The organism is Vreelandella gomseomensis, from assembly GCF_031451645.1.
In the GTDB taxonomy this organism is placed as follows: Bacteria; Pseudomonadota; Gammaproteobacteria; order Pseudomonadales; family Halomonadaceae; genus Vreelandella; species Vreelandella gomseomensis.
Map to the genome: position 1 here is coordinate 79392 of NZ_JARWAI010000003.1, position 17566 is coordinate 96957.

Genomic DNA, 17566 nt, shown 5'->3' on the forward strand with positions numbered 1-17566 from the left:
CGTTTACGCCTCCCATGCGCGATAGGTCTGCCGCTGCCGGCCAAGTCCTTCGATCTCGACTTCGACCACGTCGCCTGACTTCAGGTACGGGAAGCGCCCGGATACCGCCACTCCCTGCGGAGTGCCTGTCGATATCACATCGCCTGGCTCAAGCTGCATATATTGGGAAAGATCCCGCACGATCTCAGCGCAGCTGAAGATCATGTCCGCTGTACGGGAATCCTGCCGAGGCTCTCCATTTACCCATGAGCGCAACCTCGCATCCGCCGGATCGAACTCATCTGCCGTGACGATCCAGGGGCCTAATGGCATATAGCCAGGACTGCATTTCCCCTTACTCCACTGCCCTCCAGAAATCTCTAGCTGGAAAGTACGTTCGGAGAGGTCATTAGCCAGCACATAGCCGCCGATATGCTGCGCCGCTTCTTCCAATGAGTCACAGTAGGAGGCCGTGCTGCCGATGATGATACCTAACTCCACCTCCCAGTCAGTCTTCTGTGAACCACGGGCAATCGTGACGATGTCATTTGGGCCGGCAATGGTGTTCGGTGTCTTAAGGAAGACGATGGGGCTCTGCGGCGGCTCAGCACCGGATTCAGCCGCATGCGCAGCGTAATTCTGGCCGATGCAGATCACTGCTGAGGCGTTAGCCACTGGGGAGCCATAACGAACATTATCGTCAATTTTGACGGGAGTGAGACGACCTTTTTCAGCCAATTTTTTAAGTTGCTGCACCCCACCGGTAGCCCAGAAGCTGGGGGCAAAATCACCTATTGGTGAAGCGTCATAAAGGGTTCCATCGATTTCGACAAGGGGAGTTTCATATCCAGGTTCACCACGGCGTAACAGTTTCATACTTCCTCCTTTAGCAGGCCTTGCGCCCGCAGATCATTCCAGAATGCTTCGGGTATTTCGGATGCAACCAGCGCAAGGTTGTTCTCAACTTGCGCTGCCGACCGCATACCAGCCATCACATTCACGACGGCAGGATGACGCTTGGGAAAGCTCAGCGCGGCCTCAGGAAGAGTCACACCGTGTTCACGCGCCACTGCCGCTATCAAACGAGCCCGCTCCAACGCCCACGCTGGTGCAGGGCCATACTCGTACCACGCATCCGCGGGCGGCTCTTCGCGAGCCATCAGACCGGAGTTGAAAACCCCGACAGCGATGACGCCAATGCCTTTCGCCTGACAGGCTGACATCAGCCCCACTTGCTCCTGTTCGAGCAAGGTATACCTGCCGGCAAGCATGATTAAGTCGGGATCGGAATGATCTACGAAGCGGCGTAACATGGTGGCGTCTTTAGAACCAATGCCCCAGGCTGAAATCACCCCTTCGTCTCTGAGTCGATTCAGCATGGGCACCGCGCCGCTGATCGCTTCATCGAAACGGTCAGTCGGCTCTTCAGGATCATGGATCCAGAGAATGTCGACAGCGTCGAGTTTCAGCCGGCCCAACGACGCTTCAAGGCTGCGTTGTACGCCCTCGGCGGTGTAATCACGAACCCGTGTCAGCTTATCGGGAACCAGAAAACCATTGTCACGATCTGACCCTTGCGGCCTTGGGCTCTCCCGCAGCAGGCGCCCCACCTTGGTGGAGATAACATAATCCTTGCGTGGCCGAACACGCAGCGCTCTACCAAGACGCTCCTCCGAGAGGCCCAAACCATAGTGCGGGGCGGTATCGAAGAATCTTAGCCCGCCGCTCCATGCGGCTTCCACGGCATCAAAGCAGTCCTGTTCTGCTACTTTTTTGCCCATATTTCCAAATTGCGCCGTACCGAACCCCAGGTTGCTAAAAGCATTATGGAGTTTGTCAGGCAGACGAGGAGTGACAGAGGATCCAGTCATTGGCATGGTCTCCTTGAGTAGATACGAAGGGCATTCTCATGGGCGACGGCTGAGCGGTCAGCAGCAGGCAAGAGCTCCAATACGCGTGAGCACCAATCGCTGGGATCCTCACTGACAGGGTGGTCGCTGCCGAGCAGGCAACGCCCTGGGCCGAAAACCTCAACCGCGGCACCCACCACATCAGTCACCACACTTTCCAATTCCTTTGCGTCACGGCACTCCGCCGGTAACCCCGAAAGCTTGCAGTGCACATTGGGTAATTCGGCCAGGCATGCCAGATCCCTGCGCCACTTGTGCATGGCCTGTTCATTGCCAATCTCGGGCTTTCCCATATGATCCAGCACCACCGTCAACTCTGGCACTTGTCCGACCAGTTGGGTAAGAGCCGACAATTCCCCAGCCCGAACGCAGGCATCAAATGGCAAGCCATGGGCGGCGAGTAGCTTCATTCCCTGAACAAGACTGGATGAGCCGAAGAGGTCACGATCCTGGAGAAGCCTGCGTACGCCAACCACCTTGGGCAGGGCGGCGACACTTGCCAGCTTCTCCCCAGCGTCATGCTTCTCCAACGCCACACTGGCCACCACACCGTGAACCTGCGGATCTTTAGCCGCGACAGCGGCGAGCCAATCGGCTTCTTTTTCAGGATCGTCAGCGTCGGCTTCCACGAGAATGTATCGACGGTCTCCAGATACCTTTGGAATGGAAGCTGTTGGCGGCAACCCAGCGCCAGCCAGCCAAGCAATGCTGACTACCGACGTGTCCCATACATGAAGGTGTGCATCGAGGATCATGGGACACCTACCGTCAGTAACAGATTTGTATAGGGGCGTGTTTCGCCGGTAGCGATAAGAAGACATACGTCCGGTTCGCGACAGGCCGTATAGAACTCCATCCGCGCCAAACTCGACCAGGTGATTTTTTCGCCACCACCATGTTCGCCACCCCCATGGACGTGTTGAGCCAACAGCTGCTGGAACTCCTGAACGGCCTCAGAGGCGCCGCCCTCGGCTGTTTGCATGTAAGTGGCGGCCTCTATATGGATCGTCTCGGCGACCGCCTTTAGAACATCAGCAGCAGGAACCATCCCTGCACGGAGGTTTAAGTGCACTCTTGCCGCCGTAGATGAAACACCCGTCGAATGCGGATAGAGTGCATCTGCGATGAGGATTTGCGACCCATGTCCTGCTCCCGCTAGCGCAGAGAGCAGTTCCGGATGCAAAAGATTCCCCTTCATCATGTGTTCGCCCCCTCTCGACGTTTTGCCCACTCGGTACCCTCCGGCCAAGCCCAACGTGTCAGTGACTCTGCTTTAATCTCGGCGGAATACCCCGGTGCTTCAGGCAGCATGTAAGCCCCCTTACTCACAATGCAGGGGTCGACGAAATGTTCGTGAAGATGGTCGACGTACTCGGCAACACGTCCTTCTATCGGGCCTGAAACCGCAACGTAATCGATCATCACGAGATGGCTGACGAGCTCGCAAAGCCCCACGCCTCCGGCGTGAGGGCATACGGGTTTAGCGAACTTCTTAGCCATGAGCAGTACGGGGATGATCTCGTTGATGCTGGCCAATCGACAGGAATCGATTTGAACAAAGTCTACGGCGTCAGCCTGAAGCAACTGTTTGAACAACACACGGTTCATGCCATGTTCGCCGGTCGCTACGCCAATCCCCTCGGGTCGCACACCGTCGGCAATCGAGCGGTGACCTAAAACGTCATCAGGACTCGTGGGCTCTTCGATCCACAGCACGTTGTGATGGGCCAGCGCTTGCACTCTCTCGATGGCTTCTGGAACATCCCAAATCTGGTTGGCATCGATCATCAGCGAAATATCCGGGCCGATCACAGAACGTGCAATGCCGAGCCGACGCTCATCATCTTCAGGATTTCCACCGACCTTAAGTTTGATATGCCGATAGCCCTCCTCAACCGCTTCGCGGCAGAGCCTTTCGAGCTTCTCATCCGAATAACCCAGCCACCCGGCGGATGTCGTATAACACTGAAAACCATTCGCTTGCAGGTTGGAGATCCGCTCCTCGCGATGTTGACGCTGCTCCTCAAGCATGGCGACGGCCTCATCAGCGGTCAGCACATCCGAGAGATAGCTCAAATCCAGGTTAGCGACGAGTGTTACTGGTTCCATATCACAGATGAACTGCCAGAGAGGAAGACCCGCTCTACGCGCCGCCAAGTCCCATACCGCATTCATTACAGCGGCACGAGCCAAGTGGACAACGCCTTTATCCGGGCCGAGCCAGCGAAGTTGAGAATCTGCAGCAAGTTCACGGTAGGCTTCTCCGGGGTTGGCGCACAACTCAGTCACATCGCGGCCAATAAAGCGATTCGCTAACGCATCAATTGCTTGGAGACAGATATCGTTTCCACGACCTATGGTAAAAGTAAACCCGCAACCGTAGAGCGAGTCGTCATCAGTCACCAGTCTCAGATAGGCGGCGGAGTAGTCAGCATCTTTGTTAACGGCATCGGAGCCATCATGACTGTCCGACGTGGGAAAGCGAAGATCGACAAATTCAATCGAAGTGATAATCGTCATCTTAAACCCTCTAATTCATATGATGTATTTAACTCTAGCCTAATATTTACAACCGCTTCAAACTTCCTTAACCAACCACCCACATCGAAGGAAACATGCATGAGCGAAGATAGCCTGGGAGAACAGACCACCCGCCGCCCGTCACAGAACGAAGTGGTCGTCCAGGGCATCCAAGACATGATCTCCTCTGGAGAGATCAAACCCGGCGACAGATTGCCTGTAGAGCCCTTACTAGCTGAGCGTTTCAGCGTTTCTCGAAGCTCCCTTCGGGAGGGTGTACGGGCACTTGTAGCCATGGGCATCCTTGAAACAAGGCAGGGGTCGGGAACCACCGTCACAACGCTTGACCCGCACCTGCTGTTAAAACCCCTGGAATTTTGGGCGAGCATTCAGGGCGAAAAGTCCTCGAATGACCTGCACACCGTGCGCCAAGCGCTAGAGGTCGAATCTGCAGCGACTGCGGCATCGCGAAGAACGCCTGAAGACATAGAGCAACTCAGACGTCTGCTCAAAGCCGCAGAACCCGCCATTCAAGCCAAAGATCACGAAGCCGCGATGGCAGTGGACTTAGAGTTTCACCTCGCGGTGGCAAAAATCTCGCGAAATCCAATCCTTATCGCCCTTCTAGAAGCCCTTTCCCGCCCAACCCTACGCATGAGGATATGGCAGTCGATCTATCACAGCGGCCGCATCGAAACGACCCATCACGAGCACCAAGCGGTAGTGAATGCCATCGCCGCTGGCGACCCTATTTCAGCGCATGCTGCCATGCGTACACACCTGGCGCAGGTTGCCGTTAACCTGGAAGACTGAGGGCGGGAACAGGCCTGCTACCCTCAGCACTAGGCTATATCTTCAGCACTAGTCGACACTGGCGTTGGATTACGCAATACATAGACACCATAACCAACGATCACCAGAAAGCAGCCAGCCACTACCAGATAGCTAACTCGAGCCGAGGTCATGTCGATAACCCACCCTTGCAGTGGCGGAAGAAGCGCTCCACCTACGATCGCCATGACCAGCCCCGCCGCACCATACTTGGTGTCTTGACCGAGCCCCCCAAGCGCGATGCCATAAATGGTGGGAAACAGAAGGGAAATACAGGCACTTAACAGCACGATAGCGACTGCGCCTGCGACACCGCCGCTGATCACGGCAAACACAGACAGCCCTGCGCCAAACACGCACATGAGCGTCATTAGCATACGAGGGTCGAAGCGGCCCATCAGGCCTACCATGATGAAACGGGACAACAGAAAGATCAGCAGCGAAGCCTGGAGCCAGTACCCTGCTATCGTGCTGTTAACCCCAAGATTTTCCGTGATGTAGTGGAGCGTGAAGGTCCACGTGCACGTTTGGGCGGCTACATTGAAGAACTGGGCGATCACACCGAAAGAGTAGCGCCGATTCTTCACCAGTCTATCCAAACGACTACCTGGCAGCTTCACCACTTCCTTCTTCCGATCCGCCATCAACCCCTTATGCTTCGGCACCCGCACCATAGCGATGGCAATCGCGATGACAATATAGAGTAATGCCAGAGTGATATAGGGCCCCATTACCGCCTGCAGCTCCATTGACTGCATACGCTCAAGCTCTTGTTGAGACAGAGCAGCACGATCTACTGCAGTGGCTGGATTGACGTGGGGAAGTATGAAGATAGCGGCCAACAAGACACCCAGGTTAGAACCTATGGGATTGAAAGCCTGGGCAAAATTGAGTCTACGCGTGGCGTTGTGGCGTGGCCCCATAGCCATCACATAGGGGTTTGCCGATGTCTCCAAGATGGAAAGCCCTGCCGCCAGCGTGAATAAAGCAACCAGGAATACGGCGTAGGTCATGACGATCGAGGCGGGATAGAACAAAAAACCGCCCGTGGCGGCTAGCAGAAGCCCAATCAGCACACCCCCTTTGTAACCCAGCTGCGAATTGATCCAGGCTGCCGGGATAGCTAAAGCAAAATACGCTCCGTAGTAAGCAAACTGAACCAACGAAGATTGGAATGCACTCATTGAGAAAACCGAGCCAAACACTGAAACCAGTGGATCCGTTAGGTTTCCAGCCAACCCCCACGCCGCAAAACAGAGGACGATGAGAATGAACGGCAAGCGCATACCTTGGTGAAGAAACGACTCTTTTTCGAGCTCAGATGGGTTCGCAGGCGATGCTGCGGTGAGATGAGATTGCACGAGCGACTCCTTATTGTATTATTTTTACGAGACCAAATTGATCTGATGAATTTTCGATCAAGGTAAAAATAGCTAAGTCCACCGCATATGGCAAGCGTCCATTTTTAAGCTTTTCTGCGAAGTATACTTCTGCCCAGAAAGGCGACGAGGCATTCCAGCGACACCGTTACCAGCAAACCACTGCTACAGGTAAGAGCAGAATGCTATAACGACCAAGGAGAAGGAGAAGGAGAAGGAGAAGGAGAATTGAAACGCTAGATGATGAATGCTGATAACTTGCTGGCTACGGCAAGACCAATGCATTGCCTGACTAACTAACAGGAAAACAACAATGACCGAGATGACCGTCGAACAGATCGAACACTTTCTGGATGAGGTCTTTCCCCAGCGCATGGGCAGGATTGAAAGCGTGGGGGAGATGAGCGCCACCATGCGCCTGACGATTGGCAACGAGCACTTGCGTCCGGGTCCACGCGTTTCCGGCCCCACCATGATGGGCTTTGCCGATGTGGCCATGTACGTCGCCATTCTGGCGCAAATAGGCCCGGAGCCCATGGCCGTGACCAGCGACCTGAACTGCCACTTCCTGCGCGCGGCATCGGGCGACCACGACATCATCGCCCACGCCAAACTGCTCAAGCTCGGCCGCCGCCTGGCCGTCGGCGAAGTGCAGGTGGTCTCCGCCGCCGATGAAACCAAGCCGGTGATCCTCGTCACCGCCAGCTACGTGCTGCCGGTCAAATCCTAGCCTGCCTTACGGCTCCAGCGTCATGAACGGCTCGCCCTGCTGATCGCTGAACGCGTAGACATCGTAGGGTTCTGACTGCGGCCCCGGCATACCCGGCGTGCCAATCGGCATCCCGGCAAGGCCAATACCGTCCACGTCGGGCTGCTGCTCGAACAGCGCCTGCACGGCCGCCATGGGCACGTGGCCTTCGATCCAGTACTCGCCGATCTCGATGGTGTGGCATGAGCCCAGGCCATGCGGAATGCCCGCCTGCTGCTTGATCTCGCCAAGCTCGGCATCGTCCACAATGGTGACATCCACGCCCTGCGCTTCCAGGTGGCGGGCGTAGCCATCGCAACAGCCGCACTGGGGATTCTTGTACAGCGTGGCTTCGTCGGGCATAGCGGCATGCGCCGTGGTGGCGCCCAGCAATAGCGCGCCTGAGACCCATAGCGAGGCAGTTTTTCGATTCATGAGTATTTCCTCAGTGGTAACGACGAGATCAATTAGCTCGGCTGAACAGGTATTTGGCCAGCGAGGCAATACCCAACCCGGCGAGTAGCAATATCGTGAGCGGCATGAGCCAGCCCAACCAGCCCATTGACCCCATCAGCGCGAAACAATCTCCATTCATCATGATAGCCTCCTGACAGTCGCTTGATGAACATGTCCGTTTAAAGCTTACAACCTATGGGTTACCCCACAGTCAAGCAAAGGCAGCGGACGCCGCGCACTGCTTGATGCGGATCAATGTTCCGGCGGGGGTTTCAGGCTCCGTTCAGGTTGGTAGCTTATAAATAAATCGTCAGCTTTTTTAAACTTTTCTTTGTGAGACTCCCCTATGCGCAAATCATCCCTGACGCTCGCCCTTTTCGCCGCGACCTTGAGCGGCGTGGCATCCACCGCCTGGGCCTCAGGCGAGCATAGCGGCGGCCACGCCGACGCCAATGCTGCCGACGTGGAACGCACCATCAGCGTTGAAGCGGGCGACATGTGGTTCGATCCCGAGGAAATGGATATCGCGCCCGGCGAAACCGTCCAGTTCGACATCACCAACACCGGCAATCTTGAACACGAATTCGTGATTGGCGATAAAGCCGCCCAAGAAGCCCACCGGGAAATGATGCAGGACATGGGCGGCAGCCATGGCGAGGGAGGCCACGGTGGCCACGGCGGACATGACATGGCCGAAGGCGCCCATGGCGGCCAGATGCCAGCGGTGACGATCACCGCGGGTGAAACCCAATCGCTGATATGGACAGCGCCTGAAAACGTTGCGAGTCTGGAGTACGCCTGCAACATTCCCGGGCACTACGAATCCGGCATGTACGGCACCCTCAACCTGTGATCCGAGACGATGAAACTGTTGCTGGTCGAAGACGATGACCTGCTGGCCGAAAGCCTGGCGGAGAGTCTGAAAGACAACGGTTACCTGGTCGACGTGGCCGCCTCTGTCCGGGCGGCTACGTCGTTCATGGCCACCGAGGAATACGCCCTGGCGATTCTCGACCTCGGGCTGCCGGATGGCTCGGGGCTCGAGCTGCTCGGCCAGTGGCGCAAGCAGAAACGCGCGATGCCCATGTTGATACTCACCGCGCGCGACACCTGGGAAGACAAGGTGGTCGGCCTGGAAACCGGCGCCGACGACTACCTCACCAAACCCTTCCACGAAGCCGAGCTGATGGCACGCCTGAAGGCCCTGCTGCGTCGCCAGTCCGGCCAGCTCTCCCAGGTCGTGACGCTGAACGGCGTCGCGCTGGATGAAGCCGGTCAGCGCGTTGCCAGCAACGGCGGCGAATGGCGTTCGCTGACCGCCACCGAGTTTCGCCTGCTGCGCTACCTGATGCACCACCCGGATCGCATTCACTCCAAGGAGCGGTTGCTGGAGCAGCTTTACGCCCTTGAGCAGGACGCGGCGGCGCCCAACCTGGTCGAGGTGTACGTGGCCCGACTGCGTCGCTACCTTGGCAAGTCGATCATCCAGACCCGCCGCGGCCAGGGGTATCTCTTTGCTTCACATTGATCAGCGTAGCCTGCGCTTTCGCCTGCTGGCCTGGCTCGGCGGCGTCGCGCTGCTGGTGGTCGCCCTGACATGGCTACTCCACGGGGTGTTTCTGCAGAACCTGGCCAAGGACTTCCTCGGCGAGCGGCTCAAGCGCGAAGCGGACCACGCGGTGGCGCAGCTGGAACAGGACCGTCTGGCGGTTCCCGCGTCGCTTGCCTCGGCCAGCCAACGCTATCAGGTCTTTCACCACCTTTACGTACTGCGCCTGGATGACATCACCAGCGCCTCGGATCCGGCCTGGCAGCGCCAGCTTGCCCCGCTGCTCGATGAGCAGTCTGACGCGCTGATCGAGGTGACAGGCGACGACTACCATCTGCTGGTCTATCGCCGCCACTTCACGTGGCAAGACACCTCTGGCGTACTGCTGATCGGGGAGGATTTTTCCCAGGTCGAAGCGGGCCTGGCCACCCTGCACTGGTGGGTCGGCGGCATTGCAGCGGGTCTGCTCGCGGTGCTGGTCACGCTCAACATGCTGGCGGTCAACCGCGGCTTGCGGCCACTCTGGCAGTTACGCCACCAGCTGGAAGCCCTGCAGGCAGGCGAGCGCCAGCGCCTGTCGCTCACCGCGCCCGCCGAACTTGACGCCCTCGTCGCCCAGCTCAATCGCTTCATGGACGATATCGATCTGCGCCTGCAGCGCTCCCGGGAGTCGGTTGCCAACCTTTCCCATGCCCTCAAGACCCCACTGGCAGCGATCACCCAGGTGCTCAGGGGTGGCCGGGCGATAGACGACGAACGCCGCCGTAAGCTTTTGCTGCGCATCGAGGACATCAACGCCCAGTTGGATGCCGAACTGCGCCGCGCGCGCATTGCCGGCCCCCATACGGGGCACATGACGCACCTGACACGTGACAGTCAGCGGCTGATGGACATGTTTCGCAGCCTCTACCCGCACCCCTCATTCGCCCTGACACAGTCGCTCAACGACCGCGAGCAGGTGCCCATCGACGGTCACGATTACGCCGAGATGCTGGGCATTGTGCTGGATAACGCCGGCAAATGGGCCACCAGCGAGGTGCGTTGTCATGTTCGCGCCACCTCCGAGGCCCTGATCCTGACGATCGACGATGACGGCCCCGGCGTTGCCGACAAGGACATGGCGCGCCTCGGCGAGCGCGGCACGCGGCTGGATGAGCGCCACCCCGGTTACGGCCTGGGACTCGCCATCCTGGCCCAACTGGTGGCGCGTTACGCCGGGCACTGCCGGTTCGAGCGCAGCCCGCTGGGCGGCCTGCGGGTCGTTACCCGCCTGCCGTTGCCGGACGTCAAGTCTCCCTGACGGTTTTTCAGCCTTGATTCAGCTTACTCCCGCATGATGGCGATATTGATCATTGAGGGGAGTTGCACATGTCGCGATCGACCATTATCCGCCACCCGCTTTCACGCCGTCAGGTGCTGAAAGGCAGCGCGGCATTGGGGCTGGGTTCGGCTGCTGCCATGGGGTTGAGCCCCGCCTGGGCCACCCCCTGGGGCCACTCCAGCGTCTATTCCAAAGGCGTTGAAGAAGGCCCTGAGATAGCGCTGGCCATCCGCCGTGAAACCGTCCCGATTGACGGCAAGACGGCTAGCGCCTTCAGCATCAACGGCACCAGCCCCGGGCCGCTACTGCGCCTGAAAGAAGGCCAGGACGCGGTGCTGCGCGTCACCAACCTGCTCGATGAGCCCACCTCGATTCACTGGCATGGCCTGATTTTGCCGCCGGGCATGGACGGGGTGCCGGGGGTCAGCTTTGCCGGCATTGCGCCGGGTGACACCTTTACCTATCGCTTTCCGGTGCAGCAGAACGGCACCTACTGGTACCACAGCCACTCAGGCATGCAGGAGCAGCTGGGGCATGTGGGGCCGCTGATTATCGATGCCGCCGAACGCGAACCCTTCCGCTACGACCGCGAGCACGTGCTGTTGCTGACGGACTGGACCTTTGAAGATCCCATGTCGGTGTTTCGCAACCTCAAAACCATGGAAGGCTATTACAACTTCCAGGAACGCACGATTGCCGATTTCTTCGCCGACGTCCGCCAAAACGGCTTTTCCCAGACCGCCGACATGCGCGGCATATGGGCCAAGATGCGCATGAGCTCCCGGGATATTGCCGACGTTACCGGCAGCACCTATACCTATCTGCTCAACGGCCATTCCCCCGAGGAAAACTGGACCGCGCTGTTCAAGGCCAGTGAGCGCATTCGGCTGCGGGTCATTAATGGCTCGGCCATGTCCTACTTCGACGTGCGTATTCCCGGGCTGAAAATGACCGTGGTGGCCGCCGATGGCCAGCCGGTACAGCCCGTCCCTGTGGATGAGTTTCGTATCGGCGTTGCCGAGACGTACGACGTCCTGGTGTCCCCCGACGACGATCAGGCGTATACGATTTTCGCCGAATCCATGGATCGCAGCGGCTACGCCCGCGCCACCCTGGCCCCTCGCGAAGGCATGCAGGCGGAGATACCTGAGCGCCGTCAGATTGCCGATCGTGGCATGGAGGCGATGAGCGTCCACATGGACGGTATGGATCATTCGAGCATGGAAGGCATGGATCACGCAGGCATGTCTGATAGTGACATGCAGGGCATGGCGAGTGAACGGGCCAAAACCCGCGAAAACGGTATGCTCGCCGCCGGTGAAGCACAGCCTGGCTCCCGCTTTGGCCAGCCGGGCATTGGCATTGATCCCGATGAACGTCGCGTGCTGGTTTACCGCAACCTCAAAGCCTTTACGCCGTGGCCCGACCGCCGCGAGCCCGGCCGCGAGCTGGAGCTGCACCTCACCGGCAACATGGAGCGCTACATGTGGTCGTTCGACGGCCAGAAATTCAGCGAGGTCTCAGGCCCCATCCACTTTGAAAAGGACGAGCGCCTGCGCCTGATCCTGGTCAACGACACCATGATGGAACACCCCATTCACCTGCACGGCATGTGGATGGAGCTGGAAAACGGACAGGGCGAGCTGATTCCGCGCAAGCATACCCTCAACGTCAAGCCCGGCGAGCGCGTCTCGGCGTTGATCACGGCGGACGCCGAAGGCAGCTGGGCCTTCCACTGTCACCTGCTTTATCACATGGATGCCGGCATGTTCCGCGTTGTTCAGGTTTCTTAAGGAGGCATTTATGCAGATCAAGCATTTCCTGACCGCTGCCGGTGCGGTTCTCATGGTGGCCACTACGGCAACGGCCAACGCCGACGACGGCTACGACGCCCCAGACAGCTGGCCCGCGCCCATGCAGGAGCACAACATGGGCATGGGCCTGTTCGACCGCCTTGAGTACAGCGTGCCCGATAACGGGCAGGAGGCCGTGGTCTGGGACTTTCAGGGCTGGTACGGCGGCGACATCAACCGCGTATACCTGAAGTCGGAGGGCGAAAACGTTCAAGGCGACGGCGAAGACGCCGAGTTCGAATCGCTTGAGCTGCTCTACAGCCGCCTGGTCGCCGACTTTTGGGAGCTACAGGGTGGTATAGGCTACCAGGGCGGCATGTTTTCCGATGACCACGCCGAGCGTATTTACGGCGTAGTGGGCCTGCAAGGCGTCATGCCTTACGGCATTGAAACCGACGCTGCCATTCAGGTAAGCGACGAGGGTGACGTAGCGGCCAGTTTCGAGGGCGAATACGACCTGCGCCTGACCCAGCGACTCTATCTGCAACCGCGCACGGAAATCGCCATGGCCGCTAATGAAGTCGAAGAATTTGGTGTGGGTGAAGGACTCAACTCCGTTCGTGTTGGTATGCGGCTGGGCTATGAAGTGACTCGCCGTATAGCGCCCTACGTAGGTGCCTACTGGAAAAAAGAATACGGCGACACCGCCGACCTCTCCCGTGCGAGCGGCGATAGCACCGAAGACACCGGCGTCGTCGCGGGCATCAAGCTGATGTTCTGAACCCGCCGTCAACCCCTGCACTAAACCGCCTTCATTGACGCCCCAACGGTGTAACGACGCCGACGGGGCGTTTTTCGTGTTAATCTCCGATGGATTCTAGCCGTCGCTACGCCAGCACTTTTTGCCAGCACATCCGTTTCTCATCATGAATAATGGGTTAACCGTATTTAGATGCTATTCAATATCTTGCCCGACCCTCAAAGCCTGGGTGCCGTTCAGGGGGAGCACGCCGCCCCGCTGGTGATGCTCTCATGGCTCGTGGCGCTGGCGGCCTCCTATGCGGGACTGGATATCATCAAGCTGGTAAGCAAAGGATCGCACCCGGCGTGGCGCCGTGCATGGCTCTGGTCAGGCGCCAGTGCCATGGGGCTGGGCGTATGGAGCATGCACTTTATCGGCATGCATGCCTACCGGCTGGGTTTTCCGGTCAGCCACGCGCCAGTGCCTACTCTGCTGTCAATCCTTCCCGCCGTTCTGGGCAGTTTCGGCGCCATGCGGGTGCTTTCCCGGGATGCGCCCTCGCATCGCGCCCTGCTTTCGGCCGGGCTAGTTCTCGGGGCGGGTATCGGGGTCATGCACTATAGCGGCATGGCCGCGATGCGGGCGCCTGCCGAGCTGTATCACGCCCTGGATCTTTTCCTGGTGTCGCTGCTGGTGGCGCTTGCCCTGGGCGTATTGAGCGTTTACGCCTACCGGCTTTGTCGGCATGAATGGGGTGTGCAACGCGCCAGAACCTGCGCCTTCATTGCCGCGCTTTGCATGTCCATTGCAGTATGCGGCATGCATTATGTCGCCATGCAGGCCGCCTGGTTTTTACCGCTACCGGGGGCCGCCGCCTCGCACTCGTTATCACCTGTCTCCCACTGGCTCATTTACCTGATCAGCGGCGTCGCGGTACTGACTACCCTGCTTGCCCTGATAGCGACGCGGGTACAGCGGCGCCTCCAGGAAAGCGAGCGCCATGAGCACATGACCCACACCCGCCTGCTGGAAGTCGTCTCCGCACTTCAGGATAGCGTGATCCTGCTCGACGAGCAGGCGCGTATTCGCCTGTGTAACGCGGCGTTTGAGCGCCAGGTAGGGCTGCGCTCGGATCAGTTGATGGGCCTTTCCGTATCCCAGCTTGCCTACGCCGAGGATAGCCATACGCTGAGCCAGCATATCCGCGAGGCATTGGCAGAAAAGGGCCAGTGGGACGGGATGATCACTGCCCTGCGGGCAGACGGCACCGGGTTCCCGGCGTGGCTGAGCGTCAGCAGGGTCACCTATGCAGATAGCGACGACCGCGATTATGTCGCGCTCTTAAGCGACCGCTCAAAAGAGCAGCAAGCCCAGCAGCGCATTGGCTATCTTGCCTACCACGACATGCTCACGGAGCTTCCCAATCGCCGCGCGCTTCAGGAACATCTGGCCGAGTTCGCCCAACGACCCCTGTCGCCAGGCGCACATGCTTTCCTGGCGTTGCTCGATATCGATCGTTTCAAGATGCTCAACGACAGCCTTGGCCAGGACATTGGCGATGAGCTGCTGCGTCAGCTAGGCAGGCGACTGCATCAGTGGTCGGGCGCCGGACTGTACGTGGCACGCCTGGATGGCAACGAATTCGCGCTGGTCGGCGAGCTTGACGCCCGCGATCCCGACGAAGGCAGCGAGCATGCAGCGCAGCAGCACCTCAACGCGATCATCGCCTCCTTGACAGCTGGCTATGAGCTGCAGGGCCACACCTATCCGTGCCAGCTCAACGTGGGCGTGCTCGTTTTTCGCCCCCGGGAAAACGCCCCTGCCGCGCAGCTGTTCAAGCGAGCGAGCCTGGCGCTACTGGAGGCCAAGCGCCAGCGGGACGGGGAACCCCAGTTCTTTCAGCAGGCGCAGGAAGATGAGCTGGAAGAGCGCTTGACCCTTGAGCGCGAGTTGCAATACGCCATTGACAACGATGAGCTGTGCCTGTATCTCCAGCCTCAGGTCGATGCCCATCAGCAGGTGATAGGCGCCGAGGCGCTGGTGCGCTGGCAGCATCCGGAACGCGGCATGATTTCACCCGGCCGCTTTATCCCCGTGGCCGAAGAAACGGGGCTCATTCTGCCGCTGGGGAACTGGGTGTTGAAGGAAGGCTGCCGCCTGCTGGGCGAGTGGCGCCATCAACCCGACGATCACCATTTGAAACTGTCGTTGAACGTCAGCGTTCGCCAGTTTCAGCAGCCCGATTTTGCCGACCAGGTGCTGGCGGCCATCCAGCAGCACGATGCCCCACCCGAGCGGTTGACGCTGGAGCTTACCGAGTCACTGCTGCTGAGCGACCCCGACGGCACCATCGACAAAATGCAGCAGCTACAGCAAAAGGGCGTCAGCTTTGCGCTGGATGATTTCGGCACCGGCTATTCCTCCCTGGCCTATCTCAAGCTGTTGCCGCTGGATACGCTGAAGATCGACATTGCTTTCGTCAGGGACTTGACCCTGGACATGCAAGCCACGCCGATTGCCGCCACCATCGTCGCGCTCGCCGAGAGTCTGGGGCTTGGGGTCATTGCCGAAGGCGTGGAAACCGACGACCAGCGCCAGGTACTCGCCAACCTGGGGTGCCGTCTCTATCAAGGGTTCCTGTTTGGGCGTCCTGTGCCGCCAGAAATCTTTTCAAAAGTTATACACGAAGAACAGCAAAAATAACTAGTGTCGAAATAAAGACGTGCTTACATAACCAAAAGCTATTAGCGGTATTTTTAAAGTTATTTAAGGTCGCGTCGATAATATAACTTCCCCTGCACTGCTCCCCCTGAACAAAGCAAGGACACGATAACAATGTCAGACGCATCCTTTTCTAACCATATTGCACGCACCGACCGGCTCATGTGGCTACCGTTGGGCTTTGTCGCCTTTTTTTGCCTGGTTGTCGGTATCTTCACGCAAACGCTATGGCTGGCGGTGGCCGCAGCGCTGGTAACGCTCCCGCTTACTTACCTCATACAGCACCAATGGCATGGTCATATCATCAACGGCTTCGTCAAAGCTGCGGTCATGATGGTCTGGGCCGCCGTATTGATCGAACAAAGCGGCGGGTTGATCGAGGCCCATTTCAGTATCTTTATCCTGCTCGCCGTACTGATTCTCTACAGCGATTGGCGGGTCATCGCCTGTGGCGGCCTGACGATTGCGCTTCATCACGCATTATTCACCTGGCTCCAATACCAGGGCATTGTCCAGCTCTACACCAGCATGGGCGATATGCACAGCAGCGAGACAAGCCAGGGCGCCGCCGCCTTGGTCTACTGCCTGCTGATGCACGGCGGTGCCGTGGTGGTTCAGGTGATTATTCTCGGCTACCTGGCCAAGGTACTGGAAAGCATGGTCAAAGAAGGCTTGCACGTGACGCGCTTCGCCGTCGCAGCAGGCGGCGGCAATCTCGATGTGGCCTTCAGTGATCAGCAGCAGCAGCTTCCTGCCGTCGCCGCAGTGGTCAACATGCGCGACCAGGTCGCCGAGAGCCTGCGCAAAACACAGACCGCCGCAAGTCACGTCACCGATTACAGCCAGCAGCTGTTCGTTGCCCAGGAGCAACTGCGCACGCAAACGGCGCGCAACAGCAGCCAGACCGAGCGCATCTCCACAAGCACCGCTGAGCTTGCCGCCACGACCCGCGAGACGGCTGAGGAGTCTCAGCACATCCGTCGACTGGCCGGCCATGCCGAAGAGATCGCCCGTCAGAACGGCACCCAGGTCGAAGAAATGCGCGATATGATGCGCTTACTCAATCAGCACGCGGGCAAGATCCAAGACATGCTGGGCGAGATAGATAACATCACCTTCCAGACCAACCTGCTCGCGCTGAATGCCTCGGTGGAGGCCGCACGCGCCGGCGAGCACGGGCGGGGATTTGCGGTCGTGGCGAACGAAGTGCGTACGCTGTCGAAAAACACCCAGCATACCGCGTCGCGGATTCGTCAAACCATCGCGGATACGACCGACCAGGTCTCCCTCGGCGTTAACCAGACGTCCACCCTCGCCGAGACCACCCAGTCGCTGATGCAAAGCTTCGAGCAGGTGGCGCTGCGGCTGACCAATATGGACAACGCCGTTCAGCAGCAGCATCAGGGCGTTGAAGAGCTGGAGCAAAGCGTCAACGAGATCTACAACGCCCTCGAGCTTTCCCGCGATGCGGTGAATAACTCGCACAGCATGGCCGAACAGCTGTCCGAGACCGCCGAAGCCATGATGCAGGCCGTCAGTGGGTTCACCCTGCCGGCGCCCACCTCCTTGCCCAACACCCCGATGCTGGGCGCTCCCACCCGGGCTTAACACGGGGTG

General features: G+C 58.9%; 17 protein-coding genes. 9 read left to right on the forward strand and 8 right to left on the reverse strand.

Annotation, left to right across the window (positions count from 1 at the left end):
- Positions 1–3: 3 nt before the first annotated feature.
- The 5 genes from QC815_RS04470 to QC815_RS04490 are packed head-to-tail and all read right to left on the reverse strand — an operon-like array spanning position 4 to position 4409.
- Positions 4–855, reverse strand: a complete 852-nt coding sequence (locus tag QC815_RS04470) for a fumarylacetoacetate hydrolase family protein (RefSeq protein ID WP_309767174.1) — start codon at positions 853–855, stop codon at positions 4–6.
- The gene (locus QC815_RS04475; RefSeq protein WP_309767176.1) at positions 852–1850 is read right to left on the reverse strand and encodes an aldo/keto reductase; all 999 of its coding nucleotides are present in this window, start codon (positions 1848–1850) and stop codon (positions 852–854) included. Before QC815_RS04475 ends, QC815_RS04470 begins: the two co-directional genes overlap by 4 nt.
- Positions 1847–2644, reverse strand: a complete 798-nt coding sequence (locus QC815_RS04480; protein ID WP_309767177.1) for an amidohydrolase family protein — start codon at positions 2642–2644, stop codon at positions 1847–1849. Before QC815_RS04480 ends, QC815_RS04475 begins: the two co-directional genes overlap by 4 nt.
- Positions 2641–3090 (reverse strand): RbsD/FucU family protein, encoded by a 450-nt coding sequence (locus QC815_RS04485; protein WP_309767179.1) that lies wholly within the window; start codon positions 3088–3090, stop codon positions 2641–2643. Before QC815_RS04485 ends, QC815_RS04480 begins: the two co-directional genes overlap by 4 nt.
- The gene (locus QC815_RS04490; RefSeq protein ID WP_309767181.1) at positions 3087–4409 is read right to left on the reverse strand and encodes an L-fuconate dehydratase; all 1323 of its coding nucleotides are present in this window, start codon (positions 4407–4409) and stop codon (positions 3087–3089) included. The genes QC815_RS04485 and QC815_RS04490 overlap by 4 nt, the downstream gene beginning before the upstream one ends.
- 99 nt (positions 4410–4508) lie before the next feature.
- Between QC815_RS04490 and QC815_RS04495 the strand changes: the two genes are divergently transcribed.
- On the forward strand, positions 4509–5222 hold the full coding sequence (locus QC815_RS04495) for a FadR/GntR family transcriptional regulator (protein ID WP_309767183.1): 714 nt from the start codon (positions 4509–4511) through the stop codon (positions 5220–5222).
- Positions 5223–5251: 29 nt separating this feature from the next.
- Here the strand turns inward: QC815_RS04495 and fucP are convergent, their stop codons facing one another.
- Positions 5252–6601, reverse strand: a complete 1350-nt coding sequence (gene fucP, locus QC815_RS04500; RefSeq protein ID WP_309767185.1) for an L-fucose:H+ symporter permease — start codon at positions 6599–6601, stop codon at positions 5252–5254.
- A 331-nt stretch (positions 6602–6932) separates the two neighbouring features.
- Between fucP and QC815_RS04505 the strand changes: the two genes are divergently transcribed.
- Positions 6933–7349 (forward strand): PaaI family thioesterase, encoded by a 417-nt coding sequence (locus tag QC815_RS04505; protein WP_309767187.1) that lies wholly within the window; start codon positions 6933–6935, stop codon positions 7347–7349.
- A 6-nt stretch (positions 7350–7355) separates the two neighbouring features.
- On the opposite strand, the gene QC815_RS04510 is transcribed toward QC815_RS04505, so the two are convergent.
- Both QC815_RS04510 and QC815_RS04515 read right to left on the reverse strand, forming a co-directional pair.
- Positions 7356–7802 carry a DUF411 domain-containing protein gene (locus QC815_RS04510; protein ID WP_309767189.1) on the reverse strand — a complete coding sequence of 149 codons (447 nt, stop codon included), beginning with the start codon at positions 7800–7802 and terminating at the stop codon, positions 7356–7358.
- Between the two features lie 28 nt (positions 7803–7830).
- The gene (locus tag QC815_RS04515) at positions 7831–7965 is read right to left on the reverse strand and encodes a hypothetical protein (protein WP_268902630.1); all 135 of its coding nucleotides are present in this window, start codon (positions 7963–7965) and stop codon (positions 7831–7833) included.
- A 204-nt stretch (positions 7966–8169) separates the two neighbouring features.
- Here QC815_RS04515 and QC815_RS04520 point away from each other — a divergent pair, with 204 nt between their 5' ends.
- The 7 genes from QC815_RS04520 to QC815_RS04550 all read left to right on the forward strand — a co-directional run bounded on the left by QC815_RS04520 (position 8170) and on the right by QC815_RS04550 (position 17557).
- Positions 8170–8676: a cupredoxin domain-containing protein gene (locus QC815_RS04520; protein ID WP_309767191.1), complete on the forward strand. Its 507-nt coding sequence runs from the start codon at positions 8170–8172 to the stop codon at positions 8674–8676.
- 9 nt (positions 8677–8685) lie between these two features.
- On the forward strand, positions 8686–9351 hold the full coding sequence (locus tag QC815_RS04525; RefSeq protein ID WP_309767193.1) for a response regulator transcription factor: 666 nt from the start codon (positions 8686–8688) through the stop codon (positions 9349–9351).
- Positions 9338–10672 carry an ATP-binding protein gene (locus QC815_RS04530; RefSeq protein ID WP_309767196.1) on the forward strand — a complete coding sequence of 445 codons (1335 nt, stop codon included), beginning with the start codon at positions 9338–9340 and terminating at the stop codon, positions 10670–10672. The genes QC815_RS04525 and QC815_RS04530 overlap by 14 nt, the downstream gene beginning before the upstream one ends.
- A gap of 68 nt (positions 10673–10740) precedes the next feature.
- The gene (locus tag QC815_RS04535) at positions 10741–12486 is read left to right on the forward strand and encodes a copper resistance system multicopper oxidase (RefSeq protein WP_309767198.1); all 1746 of its coding nucleotides are present in this window, start codon (positions 10741–10743) and stop codon (positions 12484–12486) included.
- 10 nt (positions 12487–12496) lie between these two features.
- A complete protein-coding gene (locus QC815_RS04540; protein ID WP_309767200.1) occupies positions 12497–13267 on the forward strand; it encodes a copper resistance protein B in 771 nt (256 codons plus the stop codon).
- A gap of 171 nt (positions 13268–13438) precedes the next feature.
- On the forward strand, positions 13439–15931 hold the full coding sequence (locus tag QC815_RS04545; RefSeq protein WP_309767202.1) for a bifunctional diguanylate cyclase/phosphodiesterase: 2493 nt from the start codon (positions 13439–13441) through the stop codon (positions 15929–15931).
- Between the two features lie 132 nt (positions 15932–16063).
- Positions 16064–17557 carry a methyl-accepting chemotaxis protein gene (locus tag QC815_RS04550; RefSeq protein WP_230445595.1) on the forward strand — a complete coding sequence of 498 codons (1494 nt, stop codon included), beginning with the start codon at positions 16064–16066 and terminating at the stop codon, positions 17555–17557.
- Positions 17558–17566: the final 9 nt, after the last annotated feature.

Excerpts from the sequence above, each read along its gene's own strand:
- QC815_RS04470 (WP_309767174.1), bottom strand. The coding sequence starts at position 855 with ATGAAACTGTTACGCCGTGGTGAACCTGGATATGAAACTCCCCTTGTC.
- QC815_RS04475 (WP_309767176.1), bottom strand. The coding sequence starts at position 1,850 with ATGACTGGATCCTCTGTCACTCCTCGTCTGCCTGACAAACTCCATAAT.
- QC815_RS04480 (WP_309767177.1), bottom strand. The coding sequence starts at position 2,644 with ATGATCCTCGATGCACACCTTCATGTATGGGACACGTCGGTAGTCAGC.
- QC815_RS04485 (WP_309767179.1), bottom strand. The coding sequence starts at position 3,090 with ATGATGAAGGGGAATCTTTTGCATCCGGAACTGCTCTCTGCGCTAGCG.
- QC815_RS04490 (WP_309767181.1), bottom strand. The coding sequence starts at position 4,409 with ATGACGATTATCACTTCGATTGAATTTGTCGATCTTCGCTTTCCCACG.
- QC815_RS04495 (WP_309767183.1), top strand. The coding sequence starts at position 4,509 with ATGAGCGAAGATAGCCTGGGAGAACAGACCACCCGCCGCCCGTCACAG.
- QC815_RS04505 (WP_309767187.1), top strand. The coding sequence starts at position 6,933 with ATGACCGAGATGACCGTCGAACAGATCGAACACTTTCTGGATGAGGTC.
- QC815_RS04510 (WP_309767189.1), bottom strand. The coding sequence starts at position 7,802 with ATGAATCGAAAAACTGCCTCGCTATGGGTCTCAGGCGCGCTATTGCTG.
- QC815_RS04515 (WP_268902630.1), bottom strand. The coding sequence starts at position 7,965 with ATGATGAATGGAGATTGTTTCGCGCTGATGGGGTCAATGGGCTGGTTG.
- QC815_RS04520 (WP_309767191.1), top strand. The coding sequence starts at position 8,170 with ATGCGCAAATCATCCCTGACGCTCGCCCTTTTCGCCGCGACCTTGAGC.
- QC815_RS04525 (WP_309767193.1), top strand. The coding sequence starts at position 8,686 with ATGAAACTGTTGCTGGTCGAAGACGATGACCTGCTGGCCGAAAGCCTG.
- QC815_RS04535 (WP_309767198.1), top strand. The coding sequence starts at position 10,741 with ATGTCGCGATCGACCATTATCCGCCACCCGCTTTCACGCCGTCAGGTG.
- QC815_RS04540 (WP_309767200.1), top strand. The coding sequence starts at position 12,497 with ATGCAGATCAAGCATTTCCTGACCGCTGCCGGTGCGGTTCTCATGGTG.
- QC815_RS04545 (WP_309767202.1), top strand. The coding sequence starts at position 13,439 with ATGCTATTCAATATCTTGCCCGACCCTCAAAGCCTGGGTGCCGTTCAG.
- QC815_RS04550 (WP_230445595.1), top strand. The coding sequence starts at position 16,064 with ATGTCAGACGCATCCTTTTCTAACCATATTGCACGCACCGACCGGCTC.